Genomic DNA, 23,588 nt, shown 5'->3' with positions numbered 1-23,588 from the left:
TTGCCAACATGCTCACCGTAATCACTCCGGTTCTCCTGCTTGGCGTCCAAGCAGGCATTGAACATGTGGGTCAGTTTTCGATGCAAATTTCTAGTGGAAGTGGGTCAGTTTTGCACGCACCTCAACAGAACTGCGCACCGGTTGTCCGAGCAGCGGCGCCGCCCAGGTATCAAACGGCGCAAGGCCGCAATACAGGACAGGCTTGCCGTCGAGCGTCGCCACCTCGCGTGCTCCGCCCGAACCGAGGACGAGCGAGACCGGACTGATCACCTGCGTGATCGAAGCCGCGTGCGCAGTGGCGGCGCACGCGACGGCGGCCGCCCCGGACGTCAGCGCGAGGCACAGGGATGCGAGCGCGCGCCTAGCCACGATACGGCTCCAGGTGAATGTCGCGGTTCACCTTGATCATGAAACGGTCGCCCGGCTTGAGCGTGATCGTCGGCGGGATGTTCTGGTAGCGGCTCAGGATCGACTGCGAGGTTTGCGCAGCAACCTGCCCGGCCGTATTGCCGACCTGCGTCACGCCATAAGGGCCGCTCGTCGTCGAGCTCGTGTCGCTGCCGTCGAAACGGTTGAGCAGGATGGCGGTGATAAACGACGCGCTGTAGATCTTCCAGAAGTGGTTGTTGACGTCACCCGAGAATCCCGCGTAGCCGTTCTGGTCCGCGCCCTGCGCGCCATAGAGCGGCACCTGCTTGCCATTGGGCAGGCGCATCTCGGTGGCGGCAACGAGGATGCTCTCCTGCCCGACCTTGATATCGCTCTGGTAAGGCGCGGTGATCATCGCTCCCTTCGGGACCATCAGACATGTACCCGTGACGCTGTCGTAGACGTCCTGTTCGACCATCAGTGCGGCCGTACCGGGGCGGTCCGAATTCTCCCCCTCCATCACAAGCACCGGGATGTGGTGCGGCGGCGAAAGCGTGCAGCTGCCCGACTGGCCGACAAAGCCCGCGCTCAGAAAGCCTTCACCCGAAGCCGATTGCGTTTTCGCATCCTTGAGGAACTGCAGATCGCGCTGGGCCGACGAAGTCGTCGAAGCCGTGTTGCCCTGCCCCATGGCCGCGCTCAGCGCCCTGGCCTGCGCTTCAGCCGCGCCCGTCGCCGATTGCTGGGCCGCGGCCGCCTGCACCGCCATCTGCGCGGGCGTCATCACGCCCGGGACGCCGGGCTGACCGGTCGACTGCGCATTCTGCTGTTCGCTGACCTTTTTGCCCGGCGTGAAGATGGGCGAGGCGTAGATGGCGTCGACATTCGCCTGCGTGCCGAGATTGGGCGACGTCGTGTCCTTCGCGAACTGATCCACCGAAAGCGCGGGCTTCGAGGCCTGCGCGGGCGTGGATGCGCCGGCAGCCGCACGAGCCCTGCGTTCGGCTTCACGCGCAGCGGCCTGCTGGTCCTGGATGATCTTGTCGATGTCTTCGCCGCTATGCGTGTGATCGACCGACGCCGCCATCTTTGCGGCCTTCTCGGCCTTTGCGTCCGCATCGGCCTGGCTCGCTTCCTTCGACTGGTAGTAGAAGCCAAGACCGCCAATGACCAGCGCGAAAAGCATGCCGACGGCGAGCAGTGCGCCGCGCGGCGACTTGCCCTTGGTGACGCGCTCCTGATCGGTCGGCTGGGGATTCTGGTTCGACATGCTCAGAACCCGAAGATGCCGCGGCGGCCGCGCGTGATCGTGACGTCGTCACTTCCGGCGCGCAGCACGATCTTGCTGGCGAGCTGCTGCACGACGATGTACTGGCCGCGGCGGATGAAATTCGGCGCGATGTCATCGCCGTGATCCTTGACGATCGGCACGGCAAACGGCGCATCGACCGGCAGACGAAGCCAGACGAACTTGCCGTCGTCGAATACGGTCTCGGGCTTGAACGGCGCCGAGCCCGAGATCGTGTATTCGAAATTGAGCTTCTCGGGGGAGACGCCGAGCGGCCCCGAGTCGGTCGAGCTGCCGTGCTCTGCATCTGCTCCGGCATCCACACCAGCGCCTGTTCCTGCTCCCATGCCCTGTTCGATCCCGGCCGCCTCGCGCGCACGCGCTTTCGCCAGCAGCGACTGCTGATAGTGGAAGCGCACGCTCTGGTAGAACAGGCCACCGACCGGCGACGAGACGAGCGTGAAGTCGTAGTCGCGCAGGTTCGTCGTGATGTGCATCGTATTCACGAGCGACGGGCGCATCGGCTTGATGTACAGGTGGTTCGCGTTATCGGAATCCCACGTCCACGACACCGTGTCGCCAAATGCCGGATCGGAAACCAGTTTCTCGCCCGGGGCGAACTCGATCGTCGTGAGCTTCGCGGGCGCAGCCATCACCCGGAAGATCTGGTCGCGGCTGTAGTTGAAAACCACGATGCGCGCGTCGTTGGGCATCGTCACGGGATCGACACCCGTGTTGTACGGATTCACCGGACTCATCGGGTCGCCGATGATCGAGCCGACATCGAGCGGGCCGGAGAGCGTCTGCAGGGACTGCGTCTTGCGTGCAGCCTGCGCGGGGACGGAGATCGCGAGCGCGCAGGCGAGCGCGGCAAGCGGCACGAAGGAGCGGGATGCCGGGTTCGTCATGCGGTCTTTTGAAGCGTCCAGAATGGGAAGAAGATCCCGAAGGGGTTGGTGCCGATCGCGTCGTCGGAACTGGCCGGAACGATCTGGTAGCGCAGCGTCAGCGCGTAGCGCACTTCAACGGGCTTGTCCGACGGGAACTGGGTGGTCGTCGTCGTGAATTCGACAACGACGGTCGAGTCGTCGAGGACCGACACGTTGATGACCTTCACCTCTCGAACGAGCTTGGGGTTGGCCGTGATGGTCTGGAATGGCGCGTCCTGCTTGAGCCAGGCGGCGAACTGGTTCTTGCCGTTGTCGACCATCTGCGCCTTGACGGCGTTGATGTTGCGAGCAAGACGGGACGTCTCGATGGTCGGCGTGAGCACGGGCTCGATCGTGAACCAGTATTCGACTGACTCGGAGACGGACTTCCGCAGCGCCTGATCGTCGGGCTTGTAGGCGGCGAGCTGGCGCACGAGCGGGTGCCCGCCCGCATCGGCGGAGACGCCGTAAGCCTTCACCACGGACGGCGGCGGCTGACGGGTCCACACTGCCCCGCCTGCGATGGCCGCGAGTACAAAGCAGAAGAGCTTCCAGTGGTTCGCTTCGACGCGCAGGCGCGTGCCTTTATCGAAGATGATCTTTTCGGGATCTTCTTCGGAGTAGCCGCCCGGAGCTGTGGACAGGGCGATCTGCTTTTTGGAACGACGTAAGAGAGGCATGACGCGCGCGCAAGACGAGTTGGTTCGCGTCAATTGAATCAGTGCGGCACCCCACGCTTTGGGGCAAAAGGCGAGCTATTTTGCAGACCATTGCGTGCGTGGAGCTTCCACGGGCGCAAGCGACAGGCGCCTGTCGCTCTAAGTGCGGAATGGTGATGTTTTTGTGTAGCTTTTCGACTGTTGTCGCTTCGTCACGGCAGATACATTCGAGCGGAGCGGATTGCCGTTCGTTTCCCACATTTTGCACAGCAACTGCTATCGAAGCCGTTCCAAATAAATGCTGTCGAATCAATAATTTGCGGAGCCTTATGCGTCTAAATGACCCGCGGGCAACCCGACAGGCGCCTGTCACTCTGATTCAATATGCGCAACAAAATTACCAGAACAAACCGAATTTCTCGCCTTTATATCGCAAATAAGCAACAATAAACAAAGCACCGCTGCGGGAAAATGCGCTTTTTCCTCATACTGACGGTGGGGAAGTCACCTCTCGTTCGCCTGAATCTGAGCGGAAGCGCGTCAATGCTCTAATGCGATCCTCGGTGTACCCGGGCCCAAGTAATACCGATCTTCGCCGCAGAACTCGCGAGTTAGGTCGCGGAGGAAGCCAACCTCCGCAATTCGCCAGCAATGAAAATGCAAAACGTCTCGGCGATGGCCGGCCATTGCAATACGTTTGCCGCGTTGATCTGCGCAGGAGTCATTCCCTGACGTTCAATGCAACGAATACCAAGAACATTGTTGTGCGCTGTGAATTTTTTTACGAAACCCTCACGCTCCTTCTCGTTGAGCCCGTCGAAAATTTCGCGAGCTCGAAGGATTTCATCTGAACGACGCGCGTCGGCCGCTTTATCTCCCGCGACGACGCTAGCCACAGCAGCGCTACGCGCGAATGTCTTCGCTTCTTCTACCGCGAGTGACTGGGCAGCCAACTTCGTTTGGATCGCCTCGACCTGTCTGTCGGCTTCTGCCACACGATAATTTTCGGCGAGGGCCTTCATCAAATATGCCGACGCGCGTTTGACTTTCGTGCCTTGTCGAATGGTCCAACGTGTGTATTCGATCGCCTGCTGAATGCGATCATCGGTCCAAGATGCGCGATTACTTTCGATTTGTGAAAATTGCTTTTCGGTAAGACCAAACTCGTCTTGCAGCGTCTGATAGAGCGCCACCGAATTCAGCATCGCGGCCTTAACAGCAAGAGCGCCCTCCTTCCGTTTGAATTTCAGTCGAATTTGATTTTGTTTTCGCGATCCAGGTGTGCCAGCTCTCGTCTCATATGAAAGCTCGATATCCGATAGCTCGTTGATTTGCTTTACTGCGGGCTCAAGATAGTCCCGTTTGAAATATTTGAACTCTGCATGGTTCGCCCACGAGCGACCTGGGAGGTTTCGAATCACCTCGATGGGAAGCCATGCCGTCGTATTCGACGCGAGCATCGGAAGCACATAGTCGTAGATCGCGCGCGCGTAAATGACCGTGAACTTTGATGTCACCAGCAGACTGGTCCAATAAGAGTTCTGCGGGTCTTTGATTAGCCGCTGTAGCTCAACCGGAACCCTAAACCTAATGCGACCGTTACGAACGCTAACGCGCCCGATAAGCTCTAACCAATCCCCGTCCTCGGGTGTCCCCCCAACCTCTTGAGCGTCTGTCGATTCCACAACGGAAGCATCCACATCAGACTCTAGCCCGCGCTGAGAGTCCTCTGCGACGAGCCGCCCCTTCTGATCCACGGAGACGACCGGCGCGTTGGTCACTTCAAGCATCGATGATTTGACGCTCCGGATTACGCTCGAGAAATGCTCCCGGTTTTTACTGTCATATCGCATAAGCCACTTGAAAAAGCTCAGCGTCACCTCATACGCGTCCTTAACCTCCGGTTCCTGCGCAACGATGAAATAGGCAGCGTCTACGAAACGACGGGCCGACAACCCAAGCCCTACGATGCGCGCAAACACTTGGTTCTTTTGATACCCGATGTCTGACGACGTTTCGAGCTCGTGTATCCCGGCCCGTATCGGCACGCTTTCGACAAACAAGTCGAGCGCATACTGGAGGGGTGTCACGCTCTGCTCAAAACTTGCCATCAAAGACTCCTTACTCTCTGGTCACGCCCTAAGTAAGGAACTTTAGCATGCGATGGTGAGAAATCCCAAAAACCCATCTCACCTTGAGCTTCTTCTTTCTCCCCCGGTACATAGTCTCTCACCGTCTGGCCCAATATCTCTCACCTAACGTCGTGCCACACGACACATAACCGCTTGTATTTTCGGGATTTATCGTCGTTATCCACAGGACCGAACGGCTAACTGACGGCGCCGCCCACGCAGGTACATCTTCTCTCACGTTAGGCGAACATAACGTCTCACCTTTGGTACATATCCTCTCACCGCCAAGGAACAATAAGCCTCACCTTGGGAACAGGATCTATCACCTTTACAAGATAACTATCTGATTCACAATGATTTCTTCGTTTTCTGTATGTTTGTTGGTTCGTCTTTTTATTTAAAAAAACTAACTTACCCGCGAAAGGTTCAACTGCCTTCGGAAGGCTGGTGGCCCCTTGCGCCCGTCGACTTCGACACCAATCGAAGGTTCTCGCAATCACCTCCCCCGATACACGCCTAAAGACGAACAAAATCTCTCACCTTTGGCTTGCTGCGGGCGACCTAGGCTCTCCTCGGCAAGTCGTTTCGTTGATCGGTAGAAAAATGGCCACATTTTTTCTCACCTTCAGTGCGCCCCATCGCTCCGAAAGGTGAGGGATTTTGTACGCCTTTTGAGATCTCCAACAGACCGTTCGCGCGCTGTGATGGTAGCGGTTCATGAGAACGATCACCCGCGTAGCCCCCCGCGCCCCGATTTGACACAGCGAGGGTGCTAATAGGTCGCCGATTGGGGTATCCTGCGTTTAGCTCAATTTTTGTCTGGAAACTCTGAAAATGGCAAATGTCAGCCAACCGCTTCCAATCGACCGCACGGTCACTCTCGAGGAAATCAGCGACTTTGCGGAGGTCGTGACTGACTACGCCTCGGAGCTGCGTGATCGAATCCTTGCCCCAAGGCCGAGAAAAAATCCCCCGGTGTTCACAACTGGCGAGGTTGCAGAGTTGTGCGGCCTCACGCGCAATCAAGTGCAATATCAGATCTCGAAGAACGATGGCGTGCTCCCAGAAGGCACTAGCACCGGCACCGGTCGGAGCCGCAGCCGACTTTTCACCTTGGCCGAAGCGCGGGTTTGGGTGCAGCGCATTTCGGACATATATCAGACTCCCCTTTTAGCAGGTCCGAGTGATGACTTCCAAGGGAAGGTGATTATCACCTCTCAGCTCAAAGGCGGCAGCGCGAAGACGACGACTGCAATGTGTCTTGCCCAAGGCCTGACGCTAAGAGGGAGGAGGGTCTTGGTCGTTGATCTGGATCCGCAAGCATCTCTGTCGGAGCTTTGCGGTCTTTACGCCGAGAAGGAGGTGTCGCCCGAGTCCACCGTTCTTCCATATATCTACGATCAGAACGTTGAGGGCGGGCTGCTGAATCGCGTTCAGTCAACCTATTGGGACGGGTTGGATATCATTCCCGCGCACACGGAACTCGTCGGCGCTGAGTACCACTTGCCAGCGATGCAAATGAGGACACCGGGTTTCAAGTTTTGGCGCGTTTTACGCGATGGCTTGGAACCGCTCCGCAAACACTATGACTACATTATTTTGGACACGTCGCCGTCGCTGTCCTATTTGAACCTCAACGCGCTGATGGCTGCGGACGCGATGGTAATGCCGATGGTGCCGGAAAACCTCGACTTTTTCAGTTCACTGTCTTTCTGGCGGTTGTTTTCTGATGTCGCGAAGTCATTCATCCGGTTCGAGGCAGACAAGAAGTACGACTTTGTCTCGGTGTTGCTGACGAGGGTAAATTACGGGCCGACTTCGTCGGCACCCGTGGTCCGGACTTGGGCGCAGGGCGCCTATCGGCAATGGCTTGACCCTTTCGAAGTACCCGCTAGTTCGGTAATGAGTTCCGGCGCGCTGGCGTTTACAACCGTCTTCGACATCAGCAGCAATCACAGCCAGGCGAAATCACTGCAACGTGTTCGCCAGCCTCTGGTCGACTATTGCCGTTGGGTGGATGAACAGTTCGTTAAAACCTGGAAACAAGCATCATGAGCAAACTTCGAGAAGAACTCCTTGCGAAAACAAGCGGTGTACGCTCCACAGCTGAGCGGACGCCTGACGTCAGCCGCAGAGCCGCGCGCACCGAGACTGCGCCAGGGCTAGCTGGGGCTCTTGCGGTCGCGCAAATGCGTGTGCAAGAGCTTGAGGCCGCAGGCGGGGCGACTGAGCTGCCGGTCTCCTCGGTAGTTCCAAACCCTTGGCAGCCCCGGCGCGTCTTCAATGAAGACAAGCTCACGGAGTTGGCCGAGTCGATTCGCGAATCAGGGTTGCTTCAACCTATCGTCGTTCGTCGTGCAGAAGCCGGTTATCAGATTGTGGCCGGCGAGCGGCGGTGGCGAGCGCACAAGTTGCTCAACCGCGAAATGATCAAGGGCCTCGTCGTTGAGTGCTCTGATCAGGACATGTCTGTGCTCGCGCTTATGGAGAACATCAGTCGTGACGATTTGAGCGACTATGAGATATCCCTGTCCTTGCGCGCAACGGAGCGAGAATTTCCGAATCGGACTCGGTTAGCGGAGGCGGTTGGGCTGAGTAGACGGGGGCTCTACAAGTACATGTCGTTTTCGATGCTGCCCAGTTTCATGACGCGTGACTTGGATTTGAATCCGACGCTTTTGGGGAGCAACGCGGCAGATGCTATCTCTTCCGCGATTAAAAAGCACGGTGACGAAGGCGTGACAGCCGCTGAAGAATTGTGGCCCGATCTGGTGAAGGGAAGCCTCGAACAGTCAAAATTTGCGGGCGCAGTTACGGCTCTGGTGTCCCGGAGACTTTCTAGAGCTACAGCTTCGGACCGCACGATTGACAAGTTTTTCTCTGGGAAAAGCCAAGCTGGAAGCATCACTAAGGACGTTCACGGTTTGACCGTTAAGATCAAGGCGGGCCTTTTGTCGGATGCGCAAGAGTCGAGAATACGACAGTTGCTCAGTGAGTTTTTCACCGGCGACGATGAGTGATCAAGGTACAAGGAAAAGCCCGCGTTAGCGGGTTTTTTTTCGTTCGGACTTTGGTTTGATCGGCTTTGACGCTGGTCGAGAACGTGTCTCAAGGGGCCGCGACTCTTGGGGGCATGCCTGCATGCATGTGTGCCTAAAAGGCACACTTTACGAATCCACGTCAGGTTGAATCTAGCATTGCAAAAGCAAATGTCGCCAACGACCTTTCAGGCGCGTGAGGATTCTTAGATGAGTGTGCCTAAAAGGCTCACTATACAATTTGTACGCACGCTGAAGTCCGGGATTATCCCGGGGTTAGAGCCGGACGCCGATGAAACTCCGGGATTAGCCCGGGGTTTTTTCTGCCGTCTGTGAGCAACTCCGGGATTATCCCGGAGTTTTGATGTTGTAAGTCTTGTTCGTGAAGAACGGGACGTGCCGTCAACGTTCACGGTCTTGAGAGAGACGGCCGAGAGCGAACTACATCTGAGGGTGGCTCCCCAAGGCATGCAAGCGGTGCATTTGTATCGACAGCGACGAGTACTAAATCGTCAAAAAAAGCGTCAGCCAACGCTTTCTGCGGGGCCAACATGCTTGACAACGTCGGCGCGCGGACACTATAGGACATCAGCTACTTCGATCGAGAAACGCATGCCCATGTTCTTTGAGTCCAAATCCATTCCGAACCGGCTTACCGCGAAACGCCTTCATTCAGACATGCGCGCCCAAGGCGCATCTCACTACGAGATCGGGCACTTCTACCGCGCCATGCTTTCGCAGCGTCTTTGGCCTAGTCAGAAAAGCATGTCCGATTTTCTAGAGGTTTCAAACTCGAATGTCTCACGGGCCATCGCGTTAGCGCGTATTCCTGACTCCATCGTCGCTGCGTTGGGTGGTCCCGATCGCCTTACATTCCGGGCAGGCGACCTTTTGCTGGGCGCGATCGAACATGTCGGCGAGCGAGAAGTCATCGACCGTGCCAAACATGCCTCAAAACTAGGCTATACCGCAGTCGACGACATCTTGGAAATTCTCATCACAAACCGTTTGCCGAATCGCAAAATCACGAAAGTGCAAGTGCGTCTGTCGCGCGACAAGCGGACTCTGCGCGTCGAGCTTCCCGAGATTGGGCGGCTTCTTCCGCATCTCGGGAAGCTGGAAAGCTATCTCGCGACGGCGATTACGATGTTTGAGGTGACTCTTGAGGCTGAAGCGGCAGCAGCGATGCTCGGCCAGTACGATCGGCTTCGAAGCGAACTGGATCAGCTGTCCAACGGATGACGATCGGGCCGTAGGCCGGCTTTCACGAAAGGGGCGCAGGGAAAATGCGACTTCGGTCCAGACTCGGTAATCGCGCCGGCGACGATCAGCGGTCCGATGCCTCAGTGGGCACCCCAGCAGGTCCGTCCTCGCGAGACGCCGTTTCCTTGGCATCCCGACGTTCGAACATCGCGCCAACCTCGTTCATCATCCGACGCTTTTCCGCCTGCAGGTAGATCGACGTGGTCTGAATTGACCGGTGGCCGAGCACGCGCTGGACAACATCGAGCGGCACGTCGTTAGCCGCGGCTAGCGTGCCAAATGTGTGCCGGAAAGCGTGCGGCGTCATCTGTTCGAGCTGCGCGTGCGTCGCGGGCGAAAGATTGTCCAGTTCGGCGAGCAGGCGCTTGCGTAGCCAGTCGACGATTTCATTGAAGGTGTCGGGCCGGTATGGCTGCCGTTCGCCTGGGAGGTGCTTTTTCTGGGCAGCGTCGGTTCTTGGAATCACGATTGGCGAGAGCAGGGGGCCGGCAGCCTTCGGCGCGTCAAAGTCGTCGCCACGGTCTCGCCAATGCGCGCGGAGCGCGTCGACCGTCTCAACGCTAACGGGTACCGTGCGCTCACGGTTCCGTTTGCCCACAATCGTCAGGGCCCATACGTCCGTGCCATCATCCATCGGGTACGGCTGAAGCCGCTCGCGCCGCGCGCCTGCGGCTTCCTCACGGCGTAGGCCCGAGTCGCCCATCAGCAGCATCAGCCCGTGCACAACGCGCCAACGCTGGTTTTCGTGCGCGCTGCTCCTGCGCCGGACATGGGACCGGATATCCGCCCAGAGCTGCCGGGTCAGCGCGCGGTCGATCTGGATTTCTCCCTCGCGCTGAATGGTCACCGGGTCGCGGACACCTTTCCACGGGTTTCCGGCCAGATAGCGCATCTCGACGAGCCACGCGAATGCGGCGCGTAGAACGCGTACAGCGTAAAGCCGGGACTCGGGGCTCAGTTCGTCGCCTGCGAACGGGCGCCACCGCAGAGATTTGCGCGGCGCGCGGGTTCCGATAAATGAGGGGGAGGGAAGCGCGAGGAAGTCCTTGTACGCTTCGCAGTCGTCAACGAGGAGCGAGCTAAGCGCCTTGCCGCGTACGGTCACGGACCACAGGAGAAAGCGTTCCGCTTCCTTCGTGTAGGCACGCAGCGTTTTCGGGCGGTCCCGGTACAGGTGAAGCCAGGCGCGCACGGCGGCCAGGTCGTTGCGCGCAGCGATATACGGGAAGGCCACGGACCGGTTGACGCCGGCCGAGCCGTCGAGCACCGCACGTAGCGCCATGCGCTCGAGCGGGACCAGCGCGCCGCTGGGACCGCCGACCGCAACGATGTCGTGATCGGCGGCCGCGAGAGGATCGGCGAGATCCACGTCTTCGTCGACGCGCAGGCCGAGCGTGCCCTCGTGACGACGCAGCCACGCCACGATCGTACGCGCCCGGCCGGGCCCGACACGCGGCACGGAGCGCCACCAGCTGCCGCCGCGGGCATTGCAGTACGCCACGAGATCGGACAGAGTGGCCACTCCGCGCGCCTTCAGATACCGCGCGACCATCGGCCGGAACCACATCCCGATCCCGTGGGCAGCGGCGGGCTTCGCGACGGCAAGGCGCGCGGCGTCCTCGACCATCTTGAGCGATGCGGCCGTCAGCTTCGCGCTGCCGTGCTTGCGGATCGATGCTTTGAGGTGATCGGCCAGCACCGGTGAGCCGTGCTCGATCGCCAGCGCGACCAGCGCGGCGAGCATGTCGCGCAGATAGCGCTCCATTGCGCCGGGCGTGGCCGCGTGTGGGTCGTCGTCCTCGTTGAAGTAGGTGCGGGCGATGACCGCCGGCGGCAGCCGTTGCACGAATGCGCGCAGGGCGGCGAAGTCTTTCGCGGTGTACTGGCGCTGCAGATCAAGCTTTTCAGCCATTGCGACTCCGTTCGTATTCTCGCAACTAACGCTCAGAAATTCCCAGGCAGGGCTGGCGCCTCACGGCGCGTAACCCGCGTTGCCAGGACGGGAGCCATCTCCGGCCGGTAGCCCCATGGCCCGCAGCGCGCGGCGCGCGGCGGCATAGCCGGTCGACGGATGCTGCTCGAAGATCCATTCGAACTCGGCGCCGAGCTCGATGATGCTGGCTGCCGGTTGAACGTCTTCCATGACCCCCAAGACGATCTGGGCGTATCGAACCGGTCCGAAGTGGACAAGGGTGCGCAGCACCTTCGCGTGAGTCGAGAAGAGGTCGGGGCCGTAGCGCCGCACGATCGAAGCGACGATCGCACTGGCGGCCGGCGTGAGCGCGGGCATGTCGCGAATGAGGCGCAGATGGGGCGACGTGTCGCCGTCGATGAGGACGTAGGCCTCGATCCCTTCGACGTCGAGCGCGAGCCGGCTCACCCGTCGGATGAAGGAAAACCCGTACCAGCCGACGTTCGTCGATCAGCCTGCAGTCGCGGTTCAACCATCCTTATTCCCATATTCACTTCTGGAGTGCCTGAAGCGAAAGTTCGAAATCTCGCCGGAGAGAAGTAAAAGACTGAAATCTCCAAGTTGCGGGGAGGGTGCCCGACGATTCCGTGAAACATCCGTCGAGACAAGGAAGCGCCCTCGCAACCCAGTGTGATAAAGGGATTTGGCGACTTCGCGGCGAAATGTTCCACGGTCTAACGTGATTCTCACGCGTAAAATCCCTCGCAAAACCGCTGCTTTTCAGCATGAAGGGAAGGTCAGGGATAAATTGTATTGATCATTACGTGTTTCGTAGTCTGGTGACGGGGCGGAGCCCCCTCCCGCGCGTCGGGTCGCCAAACCTTTCTCCCTGCGGCATTCGTGTACTACAACATGAACATTGTCCGCTGAGGGTGCACGATGCGCCGGGCACGTTTTCAGAACGCGGTGACCAATGTGCGGCCGTATGGTTCGCACCGGTTCGACGTGTTCGGTCCGAAGTTCGGGCGGCGGCTGACGCTGTTCGGCCGCCACGCCCTTCAGCTTTGGCTGCGCCTCGAAGCCGACCCACAGGTGGTGACCTATTGTGAGCGGCCGATGCTTGTTCCGGACGCGGGCCGCAGCAGGGCGGCCGCGTTCTGGGTCGCGACGGACGACAGCGAACAACTGTACCTCCTTGTGCGGGCGCAGGCGACGGCATCGGCCGCGCAAGGAACCAGCAACTGGCCAGCACTTAAGGTCTGGTGCCGTGCACATTCGATCGCGCTGCGCATCGTTGCGCCGGACGACCTCAACGACAGCGCCGTGCTGTGCCAGAACCGGCTCACGATGCTGCAGCACCTTGCAGCCTGCACATTGCCTGCCGGTGCCGACATTCAGGCGTCCATCCAGCGCGCGTGCGAAAGCGGGCTTTCGCTTTCCGGTCTCGAGCGCCAGTTCGCTGAGATCGATCCGTCCGTTGTGCGGACAACGGCCTTTTCCCTGATCCTGAAGGGCCGGCTCGAATGCCCCGCGATCGCACTGCAGCCGCTCGGGCCGCGCAGCTACCTGGTGATGCGATGAGATCGATGACCTTCGGCTCTCTGCGGTTTGACCGCCGCTCGATACCGCCCGAGATCGCCGATATCAGTCATTGGCCCGGCGCCGACGACAGCGCGCTGGATGAGCAGGCCCGTGCGCTTTTCGCGCGGAGGGTGCGCGCGATGACGCTGTTCCTCGATGGGGGCATGCCTCTGAAGGAAATCGGCAGGGACACCGGCGTGCGCATCCATGATCTGTACCGGCTCTTTGAGCGCTGCATCGCGCCTCATGAGGACGGGCGGATCTACGGTTGCCGTGCGTTGCTGCCCTGGTTGCACACGCGGCCTTACGAGCGCCGCGTACAGGTCACGATGTCGACTGGAGCCGGTGCGAGCGGTGCGTTCACGCAGCTGCTGCGCCGCTATCCGGAGATCGAACACTGGATTGCGCGCAAGGTGGCTGCGCGCAGCCGGAAACTGACCAGGCTGGACGAGGTTCCGCGGCAGCTATGGCGACTGCACGCCGGCTTTCTGGCGCAGTGCCGGCAGGCGGGCATTCAGGCGACTGAATATCCCTTCAACCAGAAGTACCTCGGCGAACGCTCGCTGGCGACTCACGTGCGCAGGCTCGCGAACCGCGAGTTCGCCGCTGCGGCCTGCGCCGCAGGCGCACAACAGGTCGGGCATCGCTGGCACGTCGATCCCGGTGAGGTCCGCAAGGCCGCGACGTTTCCCTGGGAAGTTGTCGAATTCGATGGTCACAAGCTCGACGTCCGGCTGACGCTGCGCATCGATGATCCATTCGGTTTCGAAACGCTGCTGGTCCTGCACCGGATCTGGGTTCTGGTATTGCTCGATGTGGCAAGCCGGGCGGTGATCGGCTATGCCATTTCACATGGGCGCGAATATAACAGTGACGATGTCGCGCAGGCACTCCAGGCCGCGCTGATGCCGCATGTTTCCCGCGAACCGGTGATTCCCGCCCTGCGCGTGCGAACCGGGGGCGGCTTCCCGTCGGCGGTGATTCCCCAGACGGCGTGGGCGTGCTGGGGCACGCTGCGCTTCGACGCGGCAAGGGCGCACCTTTCGAAGCAGACGCTCGAGCGCCTGACGACGGTTGTCGGTTGCGCAACCGACAACGGGCCGCCCGGGGAGAAGAACGAACGCGCGTTCATCGAACGGTTCTTCGATCAGCTCGCCTCACACTTCGCGCACCGCCTGCCGGCCTCGACCGGGCGTGATCCCCGCTCGGTTGAACGTGCGCTCAGCGACGTCGGGAAAGACACGTCATTGATGATGACGCTCGACGAACTCGAGGACGTGATCGAGGTCGTGCTTGCCAACTACAACGGCGAGCCGCACGCGGGGCTCGGTGGCCGTACGCCGCTCGAGGCGATGCAGTTCCAGCTCGGACGAGGCGAAGGCATGCTGCGCACGCTGCCTGAAGCGCGGCGCAGCACGCTGTGCCTGCTGCAGGAGGCACGCATTGTCACTGTCCGCGGCAACATCGCCCGCGGTGTGCGTCCCCACATCAATTTCGAATACGTGCGCTATGACAGCCGGTTGCTGTCGGGCATGACTGGTCTGATCGGCCGGCAACTGCGCATCTACTTCAATGTGAAGGACATCCGGCACCTGCACGCTTTCTTCATGAACGGCCCAGAGCTGGGTGTGCTGACAGCGTCCCGCCCGTGGTGCTTTACTCCGCATTCGCTACGCGTGCGGCAGGAGATCTTTTCCCTGATGCGCCAGCGCAAGCTCGCCTGGCGCGAAGGTGACGATCCGGTCGGTGTCTGGTTTGCATGGAAGCGGGAGCAGGCGCGGCGGCACACGCGGGACGCCAACGATCTCGCGCGGATGCTGGCCGACCGCGCGAAGGCCCACACCGTGCCAAATGGCACTCATGCTGAACCGGTAGTTGAACCGGCGGCCGACCCGAACGTAGCCGGGTCGCGCGAGGCGGGGGCCGTGAGCGCGGGGGAGCCAGCACCGTGGCTCACGAAGATCATTACGTACTGACGCAATGCTCGACGCCCTCAAACGTCCTGTCGACCCGGTGGATCATCCGCTGTCGAGCCAGTCGTACATCGTGCCGACGCCTGCGATCGCTGCGATGTATGCGCGCGTACGGCACTGTCTTCGGCGCGGCGTGACGGGCGCGTTGATCTACGGGCACACACGGTGGGGTAAAACATACGCAGTTCGATACTGTGTGCGTCTGCTGCGTCATGAACTGCCGCGCGTGGTCGTGCTCACCTTTGGCATGCCGCAGAATCCGTCGCGCTCGGAAGCCCTGTTTTTCGGCATGCTGCTTGAGGCTGCCCGTCACCCCCGCCCGGACAGTGGCACGGCATTGCAGCGCCGCCTGCGGCTCTACCACAAGCTTGGCGAACTCGTGGCGCGGGCATCGGGCAATACGCTGGTAGTGTTCGTCGACGAAGCGCAGCGACTGGAACTGGAGCATTACGAATGGCTGCGCGACGTGCAGGACGAGCTCGGGCGGCGTGGCATCCGCATGTTTGTGTTTCTGGTTGGTCAACCCGGGCTTCTGAACCGCAGGAGCGCCTTCACGCAGAACGTCGATACCTCGCAGATCGTCTCGCGCTTCATGATCGACGAGATGCGCTTTTCCGGCCTGCGCGAGCCTTCCGGGCTGAAGATGTCGCTCGCTGCCTACGACACTTCAATATTCCCGGAGGACAGTGGCTGGACCTACACGCGCTTTTTCCTTCAACGGGCGTTCGATAATGGATTCCGGCTGGGCACGCAGCAGCAGATTCTCTGGGACGCCTTCGAAGCGGCACACCGCCTCGCGAGGTTCGATTTCGTGCTCGAGCTGCCCATGGAATTTCTGGCCCGTTCGGTCGAGATCGCGTTGACGCGTAACATGGAGCACGATGGCCCACGCTTCGAGTTGAGCCGCGCCTGCTGGGAAGAGGCGGTTGGCGAGTCCAATTTCGTCGCTTCTCTCGAAGCGTTGCGGATCATCTTCGTTGATGACGCAGGGCCGCCGTGACGCGACGCTTTAACATCCTGCTGGCAGACGACGAGCCGTTGCGGTACGAGCCCTGGTGCTGGCGTGACGACTGGCATGTCGACGGAGAGTCGGCGTTCTCGCTGCTCGCGAAGTTCCAGCGCCTGAACGCGCTGTCATGCAAGGCGCTTACGGAATCCTTTGTCTGTCGCGAAGGCAGGAAAACGATACCAGCGGATCTTGATCTGCGCGATGCGCGGCGGTTCGACCTACCCCGCATGATGGAGGCGCTGCGTCTACCGCTTGTGGATGTTGCCGCAGCGTTCGTCATGCCGTCGGGCGCGATCCAGCGGATCGCGTTTCCCACCCTGCGTTGGTGCGTGCGATGCGCGCGGGAGGGCGTGCACCTTACGGAATTTCAGTACCGACGCCTCGACGTCTGCCCCGTCCACGGGACGTCGCTACTTGAGCGCTGTGAGCGATGCGGTGAGACGTTCCCTTACCGCCTGCGTGCGGATCTGTTCCGCTCGCCGTTCAGCTGTCCATCGTGTACCTACCTGTGGTGGGAGCCGGCCCAGGGCGTGGACGATCTGCGGATCCATCATCGATACCGCCGAAGGCTGGACCGGAAGGTGCCGGGCTTTGCTCCGGCGATTGATACGCAGCCCGGGTTCGCCGGGGTGGCGCCGGGCGACGAAAGGGCGGGTGCAGCGTACCTGCTGGGCGAGCCGGAGTCGAAGTGGATCAGTTTCGGGGCTGGGGACGTAGCCGAAGCTTCTGGCCCATCGTTCGAAGTCCCGGAGTTACATGGCTTTGACCTGGACGCGCAGGCACGCAGCTGCTACAAGGCAGTGCGGCGACGGATCATGAAGATGTGGGGACGGCGCCATCGTGCTTGCATTATGACGGCCGCGCGCCACCTGACCTGGCCGCTCACCGCCTGCACGACGGCGCCGTTCTGTCCGGTTGCCGTGGCATTCCTGCGGTGGCGCTGCAAGTGGGAAGGGATAAGCATTCCGCGCTCGCTGCTGCAACGGCCATTGCATGGTGCGCTGGGGCTCGCGCTCTGGTTGTCGCTCGACGCGCCGGTTGCGCCGCAGAACTGGAGCCGCCCTGCCTCGCAGTGGCTGACGTTACATGCCCTGGTCGGGGCCTGCCTCGATAGTTTTCATTGGTATCGTGCTGAAGCATATGAAAGGAGCGATCTTCAGCGCACGCTCTGGCTGCCGTTCCCGGTCCACGATTTCCTACAGCGCACCGTCGTCGTGCGGGGTGGCGTGGAGTACCGGAATCCTCCCCAGCTTTGCGCGCTCGCGATTCGGGAGTTCCGCAATAAAGTACGGGCATCGAGTGCAGCCGGCAACGCTGGGCATCGCGACATCCACACGCTGAAGCTGTCCTTCAACTTGCCCCCGAATTCCCTCACCCAAGGCAGGCCCGCAGCGGCCTCGACGAAATCCGAGGGATGATAGACGCAGATGTGACCACGCCTGACAGTGATGGTCGTCTGGGTCGCACTCTCCATGCAATGGCCGCAATCGGCGATTCGCGACGCTTAGCGAAGGTGCGCCATGACAGAGTTCGCGCAAGCGTGGAGGGATTATTGGAACGCGACACTTTGCGTGCGTGCGAAGCTGGTACCGTGCTGCGGCCTATGTACTGGCGGCAGCCAGTTTCTGGCTGTCGTCCGAGTAAAGCAAATTGGCGAAATGGCCGCACATCTCGCGCAACTGCTCCGGATCGTGGTTGATTCGCTCCATTACTGCGAGCCCACGCGTGAAGGTGATGATCATCTGAGCCGTCACTTCAGGGGACTGGACAAGCGATGCGCGAATCGCATCCCGCGAGAGTGCCTCGACGATCGTATGTTCGAGGTTCTTGAGCAGGCCGCGTACATCATCCTGGATAGTGTCGGCTGATGCGTCGTCCGCTTCGATCGCGCTCCTCGTCGTCAGGCAGCCGCGGGGCGGCACATGCGCGGTCATGCTGGCAATTGAACTCTCAAAAAACTGCTGTAGAGCGGCATGTGCAGATGGCGCATCCAGTGCTGTGCGTGTCTCGTCGAGTACCCGAGTCGCATATCGATCGAAAGCAAGCTGGAATAGCTGCTCCTTTCCACCATACGCGTGGTAGAGGGAGCCGCGCTGAACATTTGCAGCTTCTGCAAGATCAGCCATGGAGGCCCCCTTCCAGCCCTTTATCCAGAAAATTTCCAGAACCTTTTCCAGCACCGCGTCTTCGTCGAATTGTCTGGTCATTGCCATGGGTTCATCGCCTCCTAAAAAATCGTTGACTATAATGTCAACGTTGACTACGCTGACAATTATAGTTGAAATCGCGACGCGGCCATGACCCGGCCAGCAGACAACCGGGGTGGCAGACCATATCGTCTAATTCACGATCGCCCAACGAAAGAAATAAACGCTAGTAAATAGTCAACCTCAAATCAGCTGTGTAGTGAACAGAGAAGGCTCCGGGCGTCAACAGGCGGTCCTGGCGCGTTGCCGAATTCCTCATCATCAAGAGTGGCGGGGAGTGCGCGGCAATGTCGATTGGGCGAGAGTCTGCTCTGTGTGTGTGGAAGTCATCCGGTAGGCTTGTATTGGCATATTCGCAGTTTCTTGACGTTCTTCTTTGTATTTTTATTTATAAGGAATGCATATCATGATGAGCGCAATCGATCCGATGGTCAACGCAGACTTGGAACGTGACCGCGCACCGCTGGCAGACTACGATGCGGCGATCGCTGCGTGCCTCGAGGCATCGCATCTGACGACGGAAGCCAACCGTTTCTTTGTGGAAGCCAAGGCGGTGAAGTCGATCGACCCTCTGGCTGCATTGGGTATCGCGCACGGATGGCGTGAGATCACCAAAACATTCATGTTCACGTCTATTGCGGGTTTGGGCCTGATGGCGTCCGAGGCCGATGCCGAAACCTACCCGAACACAAATCTCCTGACGGCAATCCAGACCGTATTCCAGGTCATAGGCGACGATCTGTCGAACGTGATGCCGGTGTTCAGGGAAGTCGCTCCGGCCGGGCCGGCCGGCATGCACTACGCATGGTGGGAAAGCGCCATTGTCGAGCCGCTCAAGGCGGCGTTGGGCGCCGGGACGAACGATACATCGAACCTGCTTAGACCCGGTGGGAAGCGACTCATTGAAAACATGCGCCAGCTCGCGCATGACCCGCTCGGTGCCGCCGTGCAGTTGCGCGTCGTGGAAGCGATCGCGCTGGATATCACGGTGGCATTCAAGCGTGTATTCTCCAGGGTCGAGATCTCCGGCGGGCGCCTTTTCTCGCGGCCGCAACACTTTCAGTGGATGGATTCCCACATCCACGCCGAGGTCGAGCATCACAAGGCAGTGAGCGACGACGATACCGGCACCACCGCAATCGCCGACACCCCGGAGAAGCAGGCGCGCATGCTGCAGCTCACCCAGACTTACGCAGCGCACTGGGATGTCGCACTGAATGAGTTCGCTGATTTTCTCCATTTGTCCGGCGCACGAGCGCCCGTCGCGGTTGCCGCTTGATGATCGCCTTTCTTGCGCGCGGGGGGCGGAATCTGGATGCCGCATGATTTGAACAGCTATCGGCCGTGCGCTGTTGGCGAACGTTACCCCGATGGTGCGTCGATAGAAGACATGTTCGCCGAACTTCGATGTCCGCCCCACCCACCATACGGAATCAGGTACTGGAGTAATGACGATGCAAAACGCTACTTTCAGGCAGCAGTTTCTTGAGAAAGGATACTTTACCGTTCGGGAAGTTATCGACGCGGCCGGGCTGGAAATTCTCCGCAAGGCATCTGACGGCTGTATGAACGACTCCACAGATCCGGGGCGTGTGACTGAAGTGGATGGCAAGACGGTTCGCGGGCTTCACGGAGCCCACCTGCGCAACGAAGTGCTGGCAAAATTGTGCCGCCACCCGACCCTGCTGCGCACGGCGAAGTTTGTTCTGGGCGACGACGTCTACGTCCACCAGTTCAAACTCAATATCAAGGCCGCGTTCGTCGGCGATGTGTGGGAATGGCATCAGGACATGACGTTCTATCATCGTGAGGATGAGCTGCCCGAGCCGCGGTTCCTGACCGTCGCCGTATTTCTGGATGATGTGACCGAGTTCAATGCGCCGCTGACCGTGATACCCGGGTCGCATGTCGACGGTTTCAAGGAGAGCATCAAGCATACGATCGACACGTACGACAAGCAGAGCGACTGGCTTAGCAACACGACGGCCAGGCTTCGCTACACAGTTGATCGAGACGTGCTGCGCGAGATGGTGCGCCAGCATGGCATGGATGCTCCGAAAGGGAAAGCGGGGGACATCGTCGTTTTTCACGCGAATCTGTTCCATGCATCGGGCGTCAATATTTCTCCGTTCGACAGGCGCGTCGCATTTATTTCGTACAACAGTGTGAAAAACCTGCCGGTTCAGACACGGCCGCCGCGCCCGGAGTTTCTTGCGGCACGTGATTATTCACCGTTGACGCCGCTTGAGTTAAGGGACCTGTCGTCGAACAACGACTCGTCGGAGGGCTGCTGTATGCGAGCGGACGTGGCCGGCTGAAATGGCGAGGTCGGCGCAAGCAGAGAGCGAGGATGAGATGGACCTTGGCCTCGCATGCGAGGCCGGGTACCGGGCGACGCGTTTCTGAGTTGTATGGGACACGTCACATCAGCGAATCGAATGCCAGTCAAAATATTGAGGACTGCAAATGAATTTTCGTGAATCGCAGGCCAGCGTGCGTGAGTTTTCGCGAATATCTGTTCGAGCATCGTACCTGCGCTTCCCGAAATGGACGCAGCCGTTATGGACGCGCCTGACTGGAAAACCTCTTCCGAACGAGCGGCCGTGGTTCACGCCCCATCCGGCGCTTTCCCTGAGCATGGATGTCCTGTTGGCGATTGTGACGGGTGCAGCGCACCTGTACCTTTTGACGTCTTCCAGAAACGGGCTTCGCATTCTGGGTTACGTCGTTTCACCAATGGTGATTGTGTTCCTGGTCGGCTTGCTGCGGAAGATCCAGGTTGTGTATGTGCATCATGCAATACACGAGACCCTTTTCAGGCGTGGGAGCTGCATGAACGGCCTTGTGTCGAAAGGGCTGACCATCTTCGTTCTGGCGCAGAACGAAATCGAGTACGAAAAGGAGCATCTCGGCCATCATCGGCGTTCGGTCTTCACGACACGGGATGACGCAGACGCGTCCCTGCTGTTCAACTTTGGCATCCGTCCGGGGCGTTCGATCGCCGAACTGAACCACAACCTGATCAGCACGCTTTTTTCGCCGGTTTTCCATATTTGGTTCCTCAAGTCTCGTGTCATATCGAACCTGAGGCGGCCACTGATCGAGCAGTGTTTCGTGGTCGTATGGCTTGTCGTGCTCGTCGTCGTCATGCCCGCATGCTTTGGCGTGAATGCGACCGCGATTGCACTGTGGCTTCCGTTGACTGCTTTCTATCAAATGAGCGCGCTGCTGCAGTTTTCGACAGAACACGTCTGGCTTGTGGGCGCGGCGCCGGGCGTTCAGGCTGAGGTCTATGCTGAACGCTGCCACGGGCGATTTTGCGGGGAAAGCGTTCCGGGCGCAGATGGCAATATCCCCTCGACACGGATGTGGCTTCGGTGGTGGTGCAGAACGTTGTTCCTGCACATGCCGATGCGTGTGGGCGTCCTGGTCGGAGACCTGCCTGCACATGACTGGCATCACCTGGCCAGTGCCGTAGGTCACAGCCATAGAAGTTGGCCCGACGCGATATTCGAGCGCCAGCGTGCGATCGATAGCGGCAATTCCGCCGGAATGGAGGAGCGCGAGCTGTGGGGCATCGAAAACATGATCGCGCATGTTTTTGTCCACATGTCTCAGGCGCCGGAGTTGCCTGCCGAATCGGGGCTGGTAGCCGGCACGTCTCCCGTAAATGGTTCCTGATTAATCGCGGCCGTCGGCCGGTATTGAAATTCTCGTGTCGCCCCGATTCAAACGACAGGTCGAAAAAGATGGCATACGCAGACAACACAAGCAAGTTCGTAGCGGTGATCAACCGCAGACATGCGACTCCCGTCGTGCTGAATGCGCTGGCACACGCCGCATTCGGTCTATCCGGCATTGCGGGTGTCGGCAATCTCCTCGAGTACCAGAACGTTGCGTGCGATTTTGCAGCGAAGATCGATGAATCGCCGTTCATCATTCTCGAGGCAAAAAACAGTAACCAGCTTCGGGTGCTTCTTTCAAACATAAAGGAAGAGTCGAGCGCAAGCATCGCATACAACGTTTTCACGACTTCAATGATCGGTGCGTCAGCAGCAGCACAGATGGAAGCAACGCGCACAGCGCTCGACGAGGCACTGGACTTCGTCGTGGTGGTGATCTTTGGCGCACGTGAGGGGGTTGAGGCGCTCACGAAGCGCTTCTCGTTGTTCAAGCAATAGCCGTGAAGCGTACCGACACACGTCGGATCATTTGACTACACATAGTGAGAACGACATGGGATCGATAAAGGCGGTACCGGCGGCTCCAGGATATGCGGCAGACCTGGATGGAAAGAAAGGCTGGGCGATGGTCCTGACCGCCGCTACGTTGTGGGGAACTACCGGGATCATCTTTAATGTACTCGGAACGTCGGCTGGTGCTAACGCTGTTTCGATCAGCATACTGCGACTGGCGTTGTCGGTGCCGTTTCTGTTCCTGATGGGACGGATCCATTTGGGGACATGGTTCATCAAATTGACGCCCAAAGGTCTGGCTGTGCTCGCGGGACTCGGACTGGGCATGGCGTTCTACCAGCTGACATACGTGCTTGCAATCGAGCGGGTGGGCGTGGCGATCTCTGTGCTGATCAGTATCTGCGGCGCACCGATTTTCGTTGCCTTGATCTCGGTCGCCTGGCTGGGGGAACGATTCAATGCGCAAACGATGATTGCACTTGTCCTCGCAATTGTGGGCACGGTGTTTCTGGTCGGTCTTCCGTCAGGCGTTGTTCAGGATGTTCGGCAATTCTGGATCGGCGTCGCGATTGCGGTTGCCTGTGCAGTGTGTCAGGCCTTTTACGTACTGGCCGCCCGGGCTTCAGGAAAGATCTGTAGCCCCATGCACGCGGGCGGGATCGGATTTGCCATTGGCGCATTGGCGCTGTTGCCGTTCGGTCTTCACGACGGGCTGCAGCTCCATTACACGATGGACGGCTGGCTGATGCTGCTTTATGTGGCCGCGGTGCCGACGGCGATTGCGCAAACCCTTTTCCTGGGCGGCATCAAGGGTACGGGCGCCGTCGGCGGTGCGATCGCGAGCCTGCTGGAGCCGCTGGTTTCCACGGTACTTGCCGTTTTGCTGCTGCACGAGCGGATGACCTGGTACAGCATCGTCGGGGCGGTGATTCTGTTGATCGGGATCGTGATCATTCAGTGGACACCTGCGGAGCGAAAGCCCGTGCCGAGACATGGCGAGTGAGCAATTTTCGAAGAGCGAGTGTAAGCGTC

Annotated in this window: 20 protein-coding genes; 12 read left to right on the top strand and 8 right to left on the bottom strand. The window is 59.7% G+C overall.

Annotated features, from left to right (window positions below; genetic code table 11):
• Positions 1-90 precede the first annotated feature (90 nt).
• From G3N97_RS05475 to G3N97_RS05455, 5 genes are all read right to left on the bottom strand, one after another.
• Entirely contained in the window at positions 91-369 is a 279-nt protein-coding gene (locus G3N97_RS05475; RefSeq protein WP_205992293.1) for a hypothetical protein, read from the bottom strand.
• Positions 362-1,639: a TrbI/VirB10 family protein gene (locus G3N97_RS05470; RefSeq protein ID WP_205992292.1), complete on the bottom strand. Its 1,278-nt coding sequence runs from the start codon at positions 1,637-1,639 to the stop codon at positions 362-364. The genes G3N97_RS05475 and G3N97_RS05470 overlap by 8 nt, the downstream gene beginning before the upstream one ends.
• 2 nt (positions 1,640-1,641) lie before the next feature.
• On the bottom strand, positions 1,642-2,565 hold the full coding sequence (locus G3N97_RS05465; protein WP_205992291.1) for a TrbG/VirB9 family P-type conjugative transfer protein: 924 nt from the start codon (positions 2,563-2,565) through the stop codon (positions 1,642-1,644).
• Complete coding sequence (locus tag G3N97_RS05460) at positions 2,562-3,266, bottom strand: type IV secretion system protein (protein WP_124262176.1); 705 nt, start codon at positions 3,264-3,266, stop codon at positions 2,562-2,564. Before G3N97_RS05460 ends, G3N97_RS05465 begins: the two co-directional genes overlap by 4 nt.
• Positions 3,267-3,856: 590 nt before the next feature.
• Entirely contained in the window at positions 3,857-5,356 is a 1,500-nt protein-coding gene (locus G3N97_RS05455) for a replication initiation protein (RefSeq protein ID WP_241030402.1), read from the bottom strand.
• Positions 5,357-6,211: 855 nt separating this feature from the next.
• On the opposite strand from G3N97_RS05455, the gene G3N97_RS05450 reads away from it, so the two are divergent.
• The 3 genes from G3N97_RS05450 (at position 6,212) to G3N97_RS05440 (ending at position 9,657) form a co-directional block, all read left to right on the top strand.
• Positions 6,212-7,432 carry an AAA family ATPase gene (locus tag G3N97_RS05450; RefSeq protein WP_205992289.1) on the top strand — a complete coding sequence of 407 codons (1,221 nt, stop codon included), beginning with the start codon at positions 6,212-6,214 and terminating at the stop codon, positions 7,430-7,432.
• Complete coding sequence (locus G3N97_RS05445; RefSeq protein WP_205992288.1) at positions 7,429-8,397, top strand: ParB/RepB/Spo0J family partition protein; 969 nt, start codon at positions 7,429-7,431, stop codon at positions 8,395-8,397. Before G3N97_RS05450 ends, G3N97_RS05445 begins: the two co-directional genes overlap by 4 nt.
• Positions 8,398-9,027: 630 nt before the next feature.
• Positions 9,028-9,657: a hypothetical protein gene (locus G3N97_RS05440; RefSeq protein ID WP_205992287.1), complete on the top strand. Its 630-nt coding sequence runs from the start codon at positions 9,028-9,030 to the stop codon at positions 9,655-9,657.
• An 85-nt stretch (positions 9,658-9,742) separates the two neighbouring features.
• Here G3N97_RS05440 and G3N97_RS05435 read toward each other — a convergent pair whose 3' ends face one another.
• Positions 9,743-11,590: a site-specific integrase gene (locus G3N97_RS05435; RefSeq protein ID WP_205992286.1), complete on the bottom strand. Its 1,848-nt coding sequence runs from the start codon at positions 11,588-11,590 to the stop codon at positions 9,743-9,745.
• Positions 11,591-11,650: 60 nt separating this feature from the next.
• Entirely contained in the window at positions 11,651-12,058 is a 408-nt protein-coding gene (locus G3N97_RS05430; protein ID WP_205992285.1) for a hypothetical protein, read from the bottom strand.
• Between the two features lie 471 nt (positions 12,059-12,529).
• Between G3N97_RS05430 and G3N97_RS05425 the strand changes: the two genes are divergently transcribed.
• From G3N97_RS05425 to G3N97_RS05410, 4 genes are read left to right on the top strand one after another with little or no spacing between them, the layout of a single operon-like run.
• Positions 12,530-13,171 carry a hypothetical protein gene (locus tag G3N97_RS05425; RefSeq protein WP_205992284.1) on the top strand — a complete coding sequence of 214 codons (642 nt, stop codon included), beginning with the start codon at positions 12,530-12,532 and terminating at the stop codon, positions 13,169-13,171.
• 5 nt (positions 13,172-13,176) lie between these two features.
• On the top strand, positions 13,177-15,147 hold the full coding sequence (locus tag G3N97_RS05420; RefSeq protein WP_241030401.1) for a hypothetical protein: 1,971 nt from the start codon (positions 13,177-13,179) through the stop codon (positions 15,145-15,147).
• A gap of 4 nt (positions 15,148-15,151) precedes the next feature.
• Positions 15,152-16,144, top strand: a complete 993-nt coding sequence (locus G3N97_RS05415; protein ID WP_205992282.1) for an ATP-binding protein — start codon at positions 15,152-15,154, stop codon at positions 16,142-16,144.
• Positions 16,141-17,571, top strand: a complete 1,431-nt coding sequence (locus G3N97_RS05410) for a hypothetical protein (protein WP_205992281.1) — start codon at positions 16,141-16,143, stop codon at positions 17,569-17,571. The genes G3N97_RS05415 and G3N97_RS05410 overlap by 4 nt, the downstream gene beginning before the upstream one ends.
• 183 nt (positions 17,572-17,754) lie before the next feature.
• On the opposite strand, the gene G3N97_RS05405 is transcribed toward G3N97_RS05410, so the two are convergent.
• Positions 17,755-18,366: a TetR/AcrR family transcriptional regulator gene (locus G3N97_RS05405; RefSeq protein ID WP_205992280.1), complete on the bottom strand. Its 612-nt coding sequence runs from the start codon at positions 18,364-18,366 to the stop codon at positions 17,755-17,757.
• A gap of 400 nt (positions 18,367-18,766) precedes the next feature.
• On the opposite strand from G3N97_RS05405, the gene G3N97_RS05400 reads away from it, so the two are divergent.
• The 5 genes from G3N97_RS05400 (at position 18,767) to G3N97_RS05380 (ending at position 23,559) form a co-directional block, all read left to right on the top strand.
• Positions 18,767-19,639 (top strand): DUF6202 family protein, encoded by an 873-nt coding sequence (locus G3N97_RS05400; RefSeq protein ID WP_205992279.1) that lies wholly within the window; start codon positions 18,767-18,769, stop codon positions 19,637-19,639.
• Between the two features lie 175 nt (positions 19,640-19,814).
• The gene (locus G3N97_RS05395) at positions 19,815-20,678 is read left to right on the top strand and encodes a phytanoyl-CoA dioxygenase family protein (protein WP_205992278.1); all 864 of its coding nucleotides are present in this window, start codon (positions 19,815-19,817) and stop codon (positions 20,676-20,678) included.
• 148 nt (positions 20,679-20,826) lie between these two features.
• On the top strand, positions 20,827-22,041 hold the full coding sequence (locus G3N97_RS05390; RefSeq protein ID WP_205992277.1) for a hypothetical protein: 1,215 nt from the start codon (positions 20,827-20,829) through the stop codon (positions 22,039-22,041).
• Between the two features lie 68 nt (positions 22,042-22,109).
• Complete coding sequence (locus G3N97_RS05385; protein ID WP_205992276.1) at positions 22,110-22,541, top strand: DUF2000 family protein; 432 nt, start codon at positions 22,110-22,112, stop codon at positions 22,539-22,541.
• A gap of 55 nt (positions 22,542-22,596) precedes the next feature.
• The gene (locus G3N97_RS05380; protein WP_205992275.1) at positions 22,597-23,559 is read left to right on the top strand and encodes an EamA family transporter; all 963 of its coding nucleotides are present in this window, start codon (positions 22,597-22,599) and stop codon (positions 23,557-23,559) included.
• Positions 23,560-23,588: the final 29 nt, after the last annotated feature.

The organism is Paraburkholderia sp. Ac-20347, from assembly GCF_017104805.1.
Taxonomy (GTDB): Bacteria; Pseudomonadota; Gammaproteobacteria; order Burkholderiales; family Burkholderiaceae; genus Paraburkholderia; species Paraburkholderia tropica.
The sequence above is the reverse complement of the archived record's forward strand: the minus strand, read 5'-3'. Positions and strand labels throughout refer to the sequence as shown.

Excerpts from the sequence above, each read along its gene's own strand:
- G3N97_RS05440 (WP_205992287.1), top strand. The coding sequence starts at position 9,028 with ATGCCCATGTTCTTTGAGTCCAAATCCATTCCGAACCGGCTTACCGCG.
- G3N97_RS05470 (WP_205992292.1), bottom strand. The coding sequence starts at position 1,639 with ATGTCGAACCAGAATCCCCAGCCGACCGATCAGGAGCGCGTCACCAAG.
- G3N97_RS05425 (WP_205992284.1), top strand. The coding sequence starts at position 12,530 with ATGCGCCGGGCACGTTTTCAGAACGCGGTGACCAATGTGCGGCCGTAT.
- G3N97_RS05405 (WP_205992280.1), bottom strand. The coding sequence starts at position 18,366 with ATGGCAATGACCAGACAATTCGACGAAGACGCGGTGCTGGAAAAGGTT.
- G3N97_RS05465 (WP_205992291.1), bottom strand. The coding sequence starts at position 2,565 with ATGACGAACCCGGCATCCCGCTCCTTCGTGCCGCTTGCCGCGCTCGCC.
- G3N97_RS05420 (WP_241030401.1), top strand. The coding sequence starts at position 13,177 with ATGACCTTCGGCTCTCTGCGGTTTGACCGCCGCTCGATACCGCCCGAG.
- G3N97_RS05390 (WP_205992277.1), top strand. The coding sequence starts at position 20,827 with ATGAATTTTCGTGAATCGCAGGCCAGCGTGCGTGAGTTTTCGCGAATA.
- G3N97_RS05415 (WP_205992282.1), top strand. The coding sequence starts at position 15,152 with ATGCTCGACGCCCTCAAACGTCCTGTCGACCCGGTGGATCATCCGCTG.
- G3N97_RS05380 (WP_205992275.1), top strand. The coding sequence starts at position 22,597 with ATGGGATCGATAAAGGCGGTACCGGCGGCTCCAGGATATGCGGCAGAC.
- G3N97_RS05455 (WP_241030402.1), bottom strand. The coding sequence starts at position 5,356 with ATGGCAAGTTTTGAGCAGAGCGTGACACCCCTCCAGTATGCGCTCGAC.
- G3N97_RS05435 (WP_205992286.1), bottom strand. The coding sequence starts at position 11,590 with ATGGCTGAAAAGCTTGATCTGCAGCGCCAGTACACCGCGAAAGACTTC.
- G3N97_RS05460 (WP_124262176.1), bottom strand. The coding sequence starts at position 3,266 with ATGCCTCTCTTACGTCGTTCCAAAAAGCAGATCGCCCTGTCCACAGCT.
- G3N97_RS05385 (WP_205992276.1), top strand. The coding sequence starts at position 22,110 with ATGGCATACGCAGACAACACAAGCAAGTTCGTAGCGGTGATCAACCGC.
- G3N97_RS05400 (WP_205992279.1), top strand. The coding sequence starts at position 18,767 with ATGATGAGCGCAATCGATCCGATGGTCAACGCAGACTTGGAACGTGAC.
- G3N97_RS05450 (WP_205992289.1), top strand. The coding sequence starts at position 6,212 with ATGGCAAATGTCAGCCAACCGCTTCCAATCGACCGCACGGTCACTCTC.
- G3N97_RS05445 (WP_205992288.1), top strand. The coding sequence starts at position 7,429 with ATGAGCAAACTTCGAGAAGAACTCCTTGCGAAAACAAGCGGTGTACGC.
- G3N97_RS05395 (WP_205992278.1), top strand. The coding sequence starts at position 19,815 with ATGCAAAACGCTACTTTCAGGCAGCAGTTTCTTGAGAAAGGATACTTT.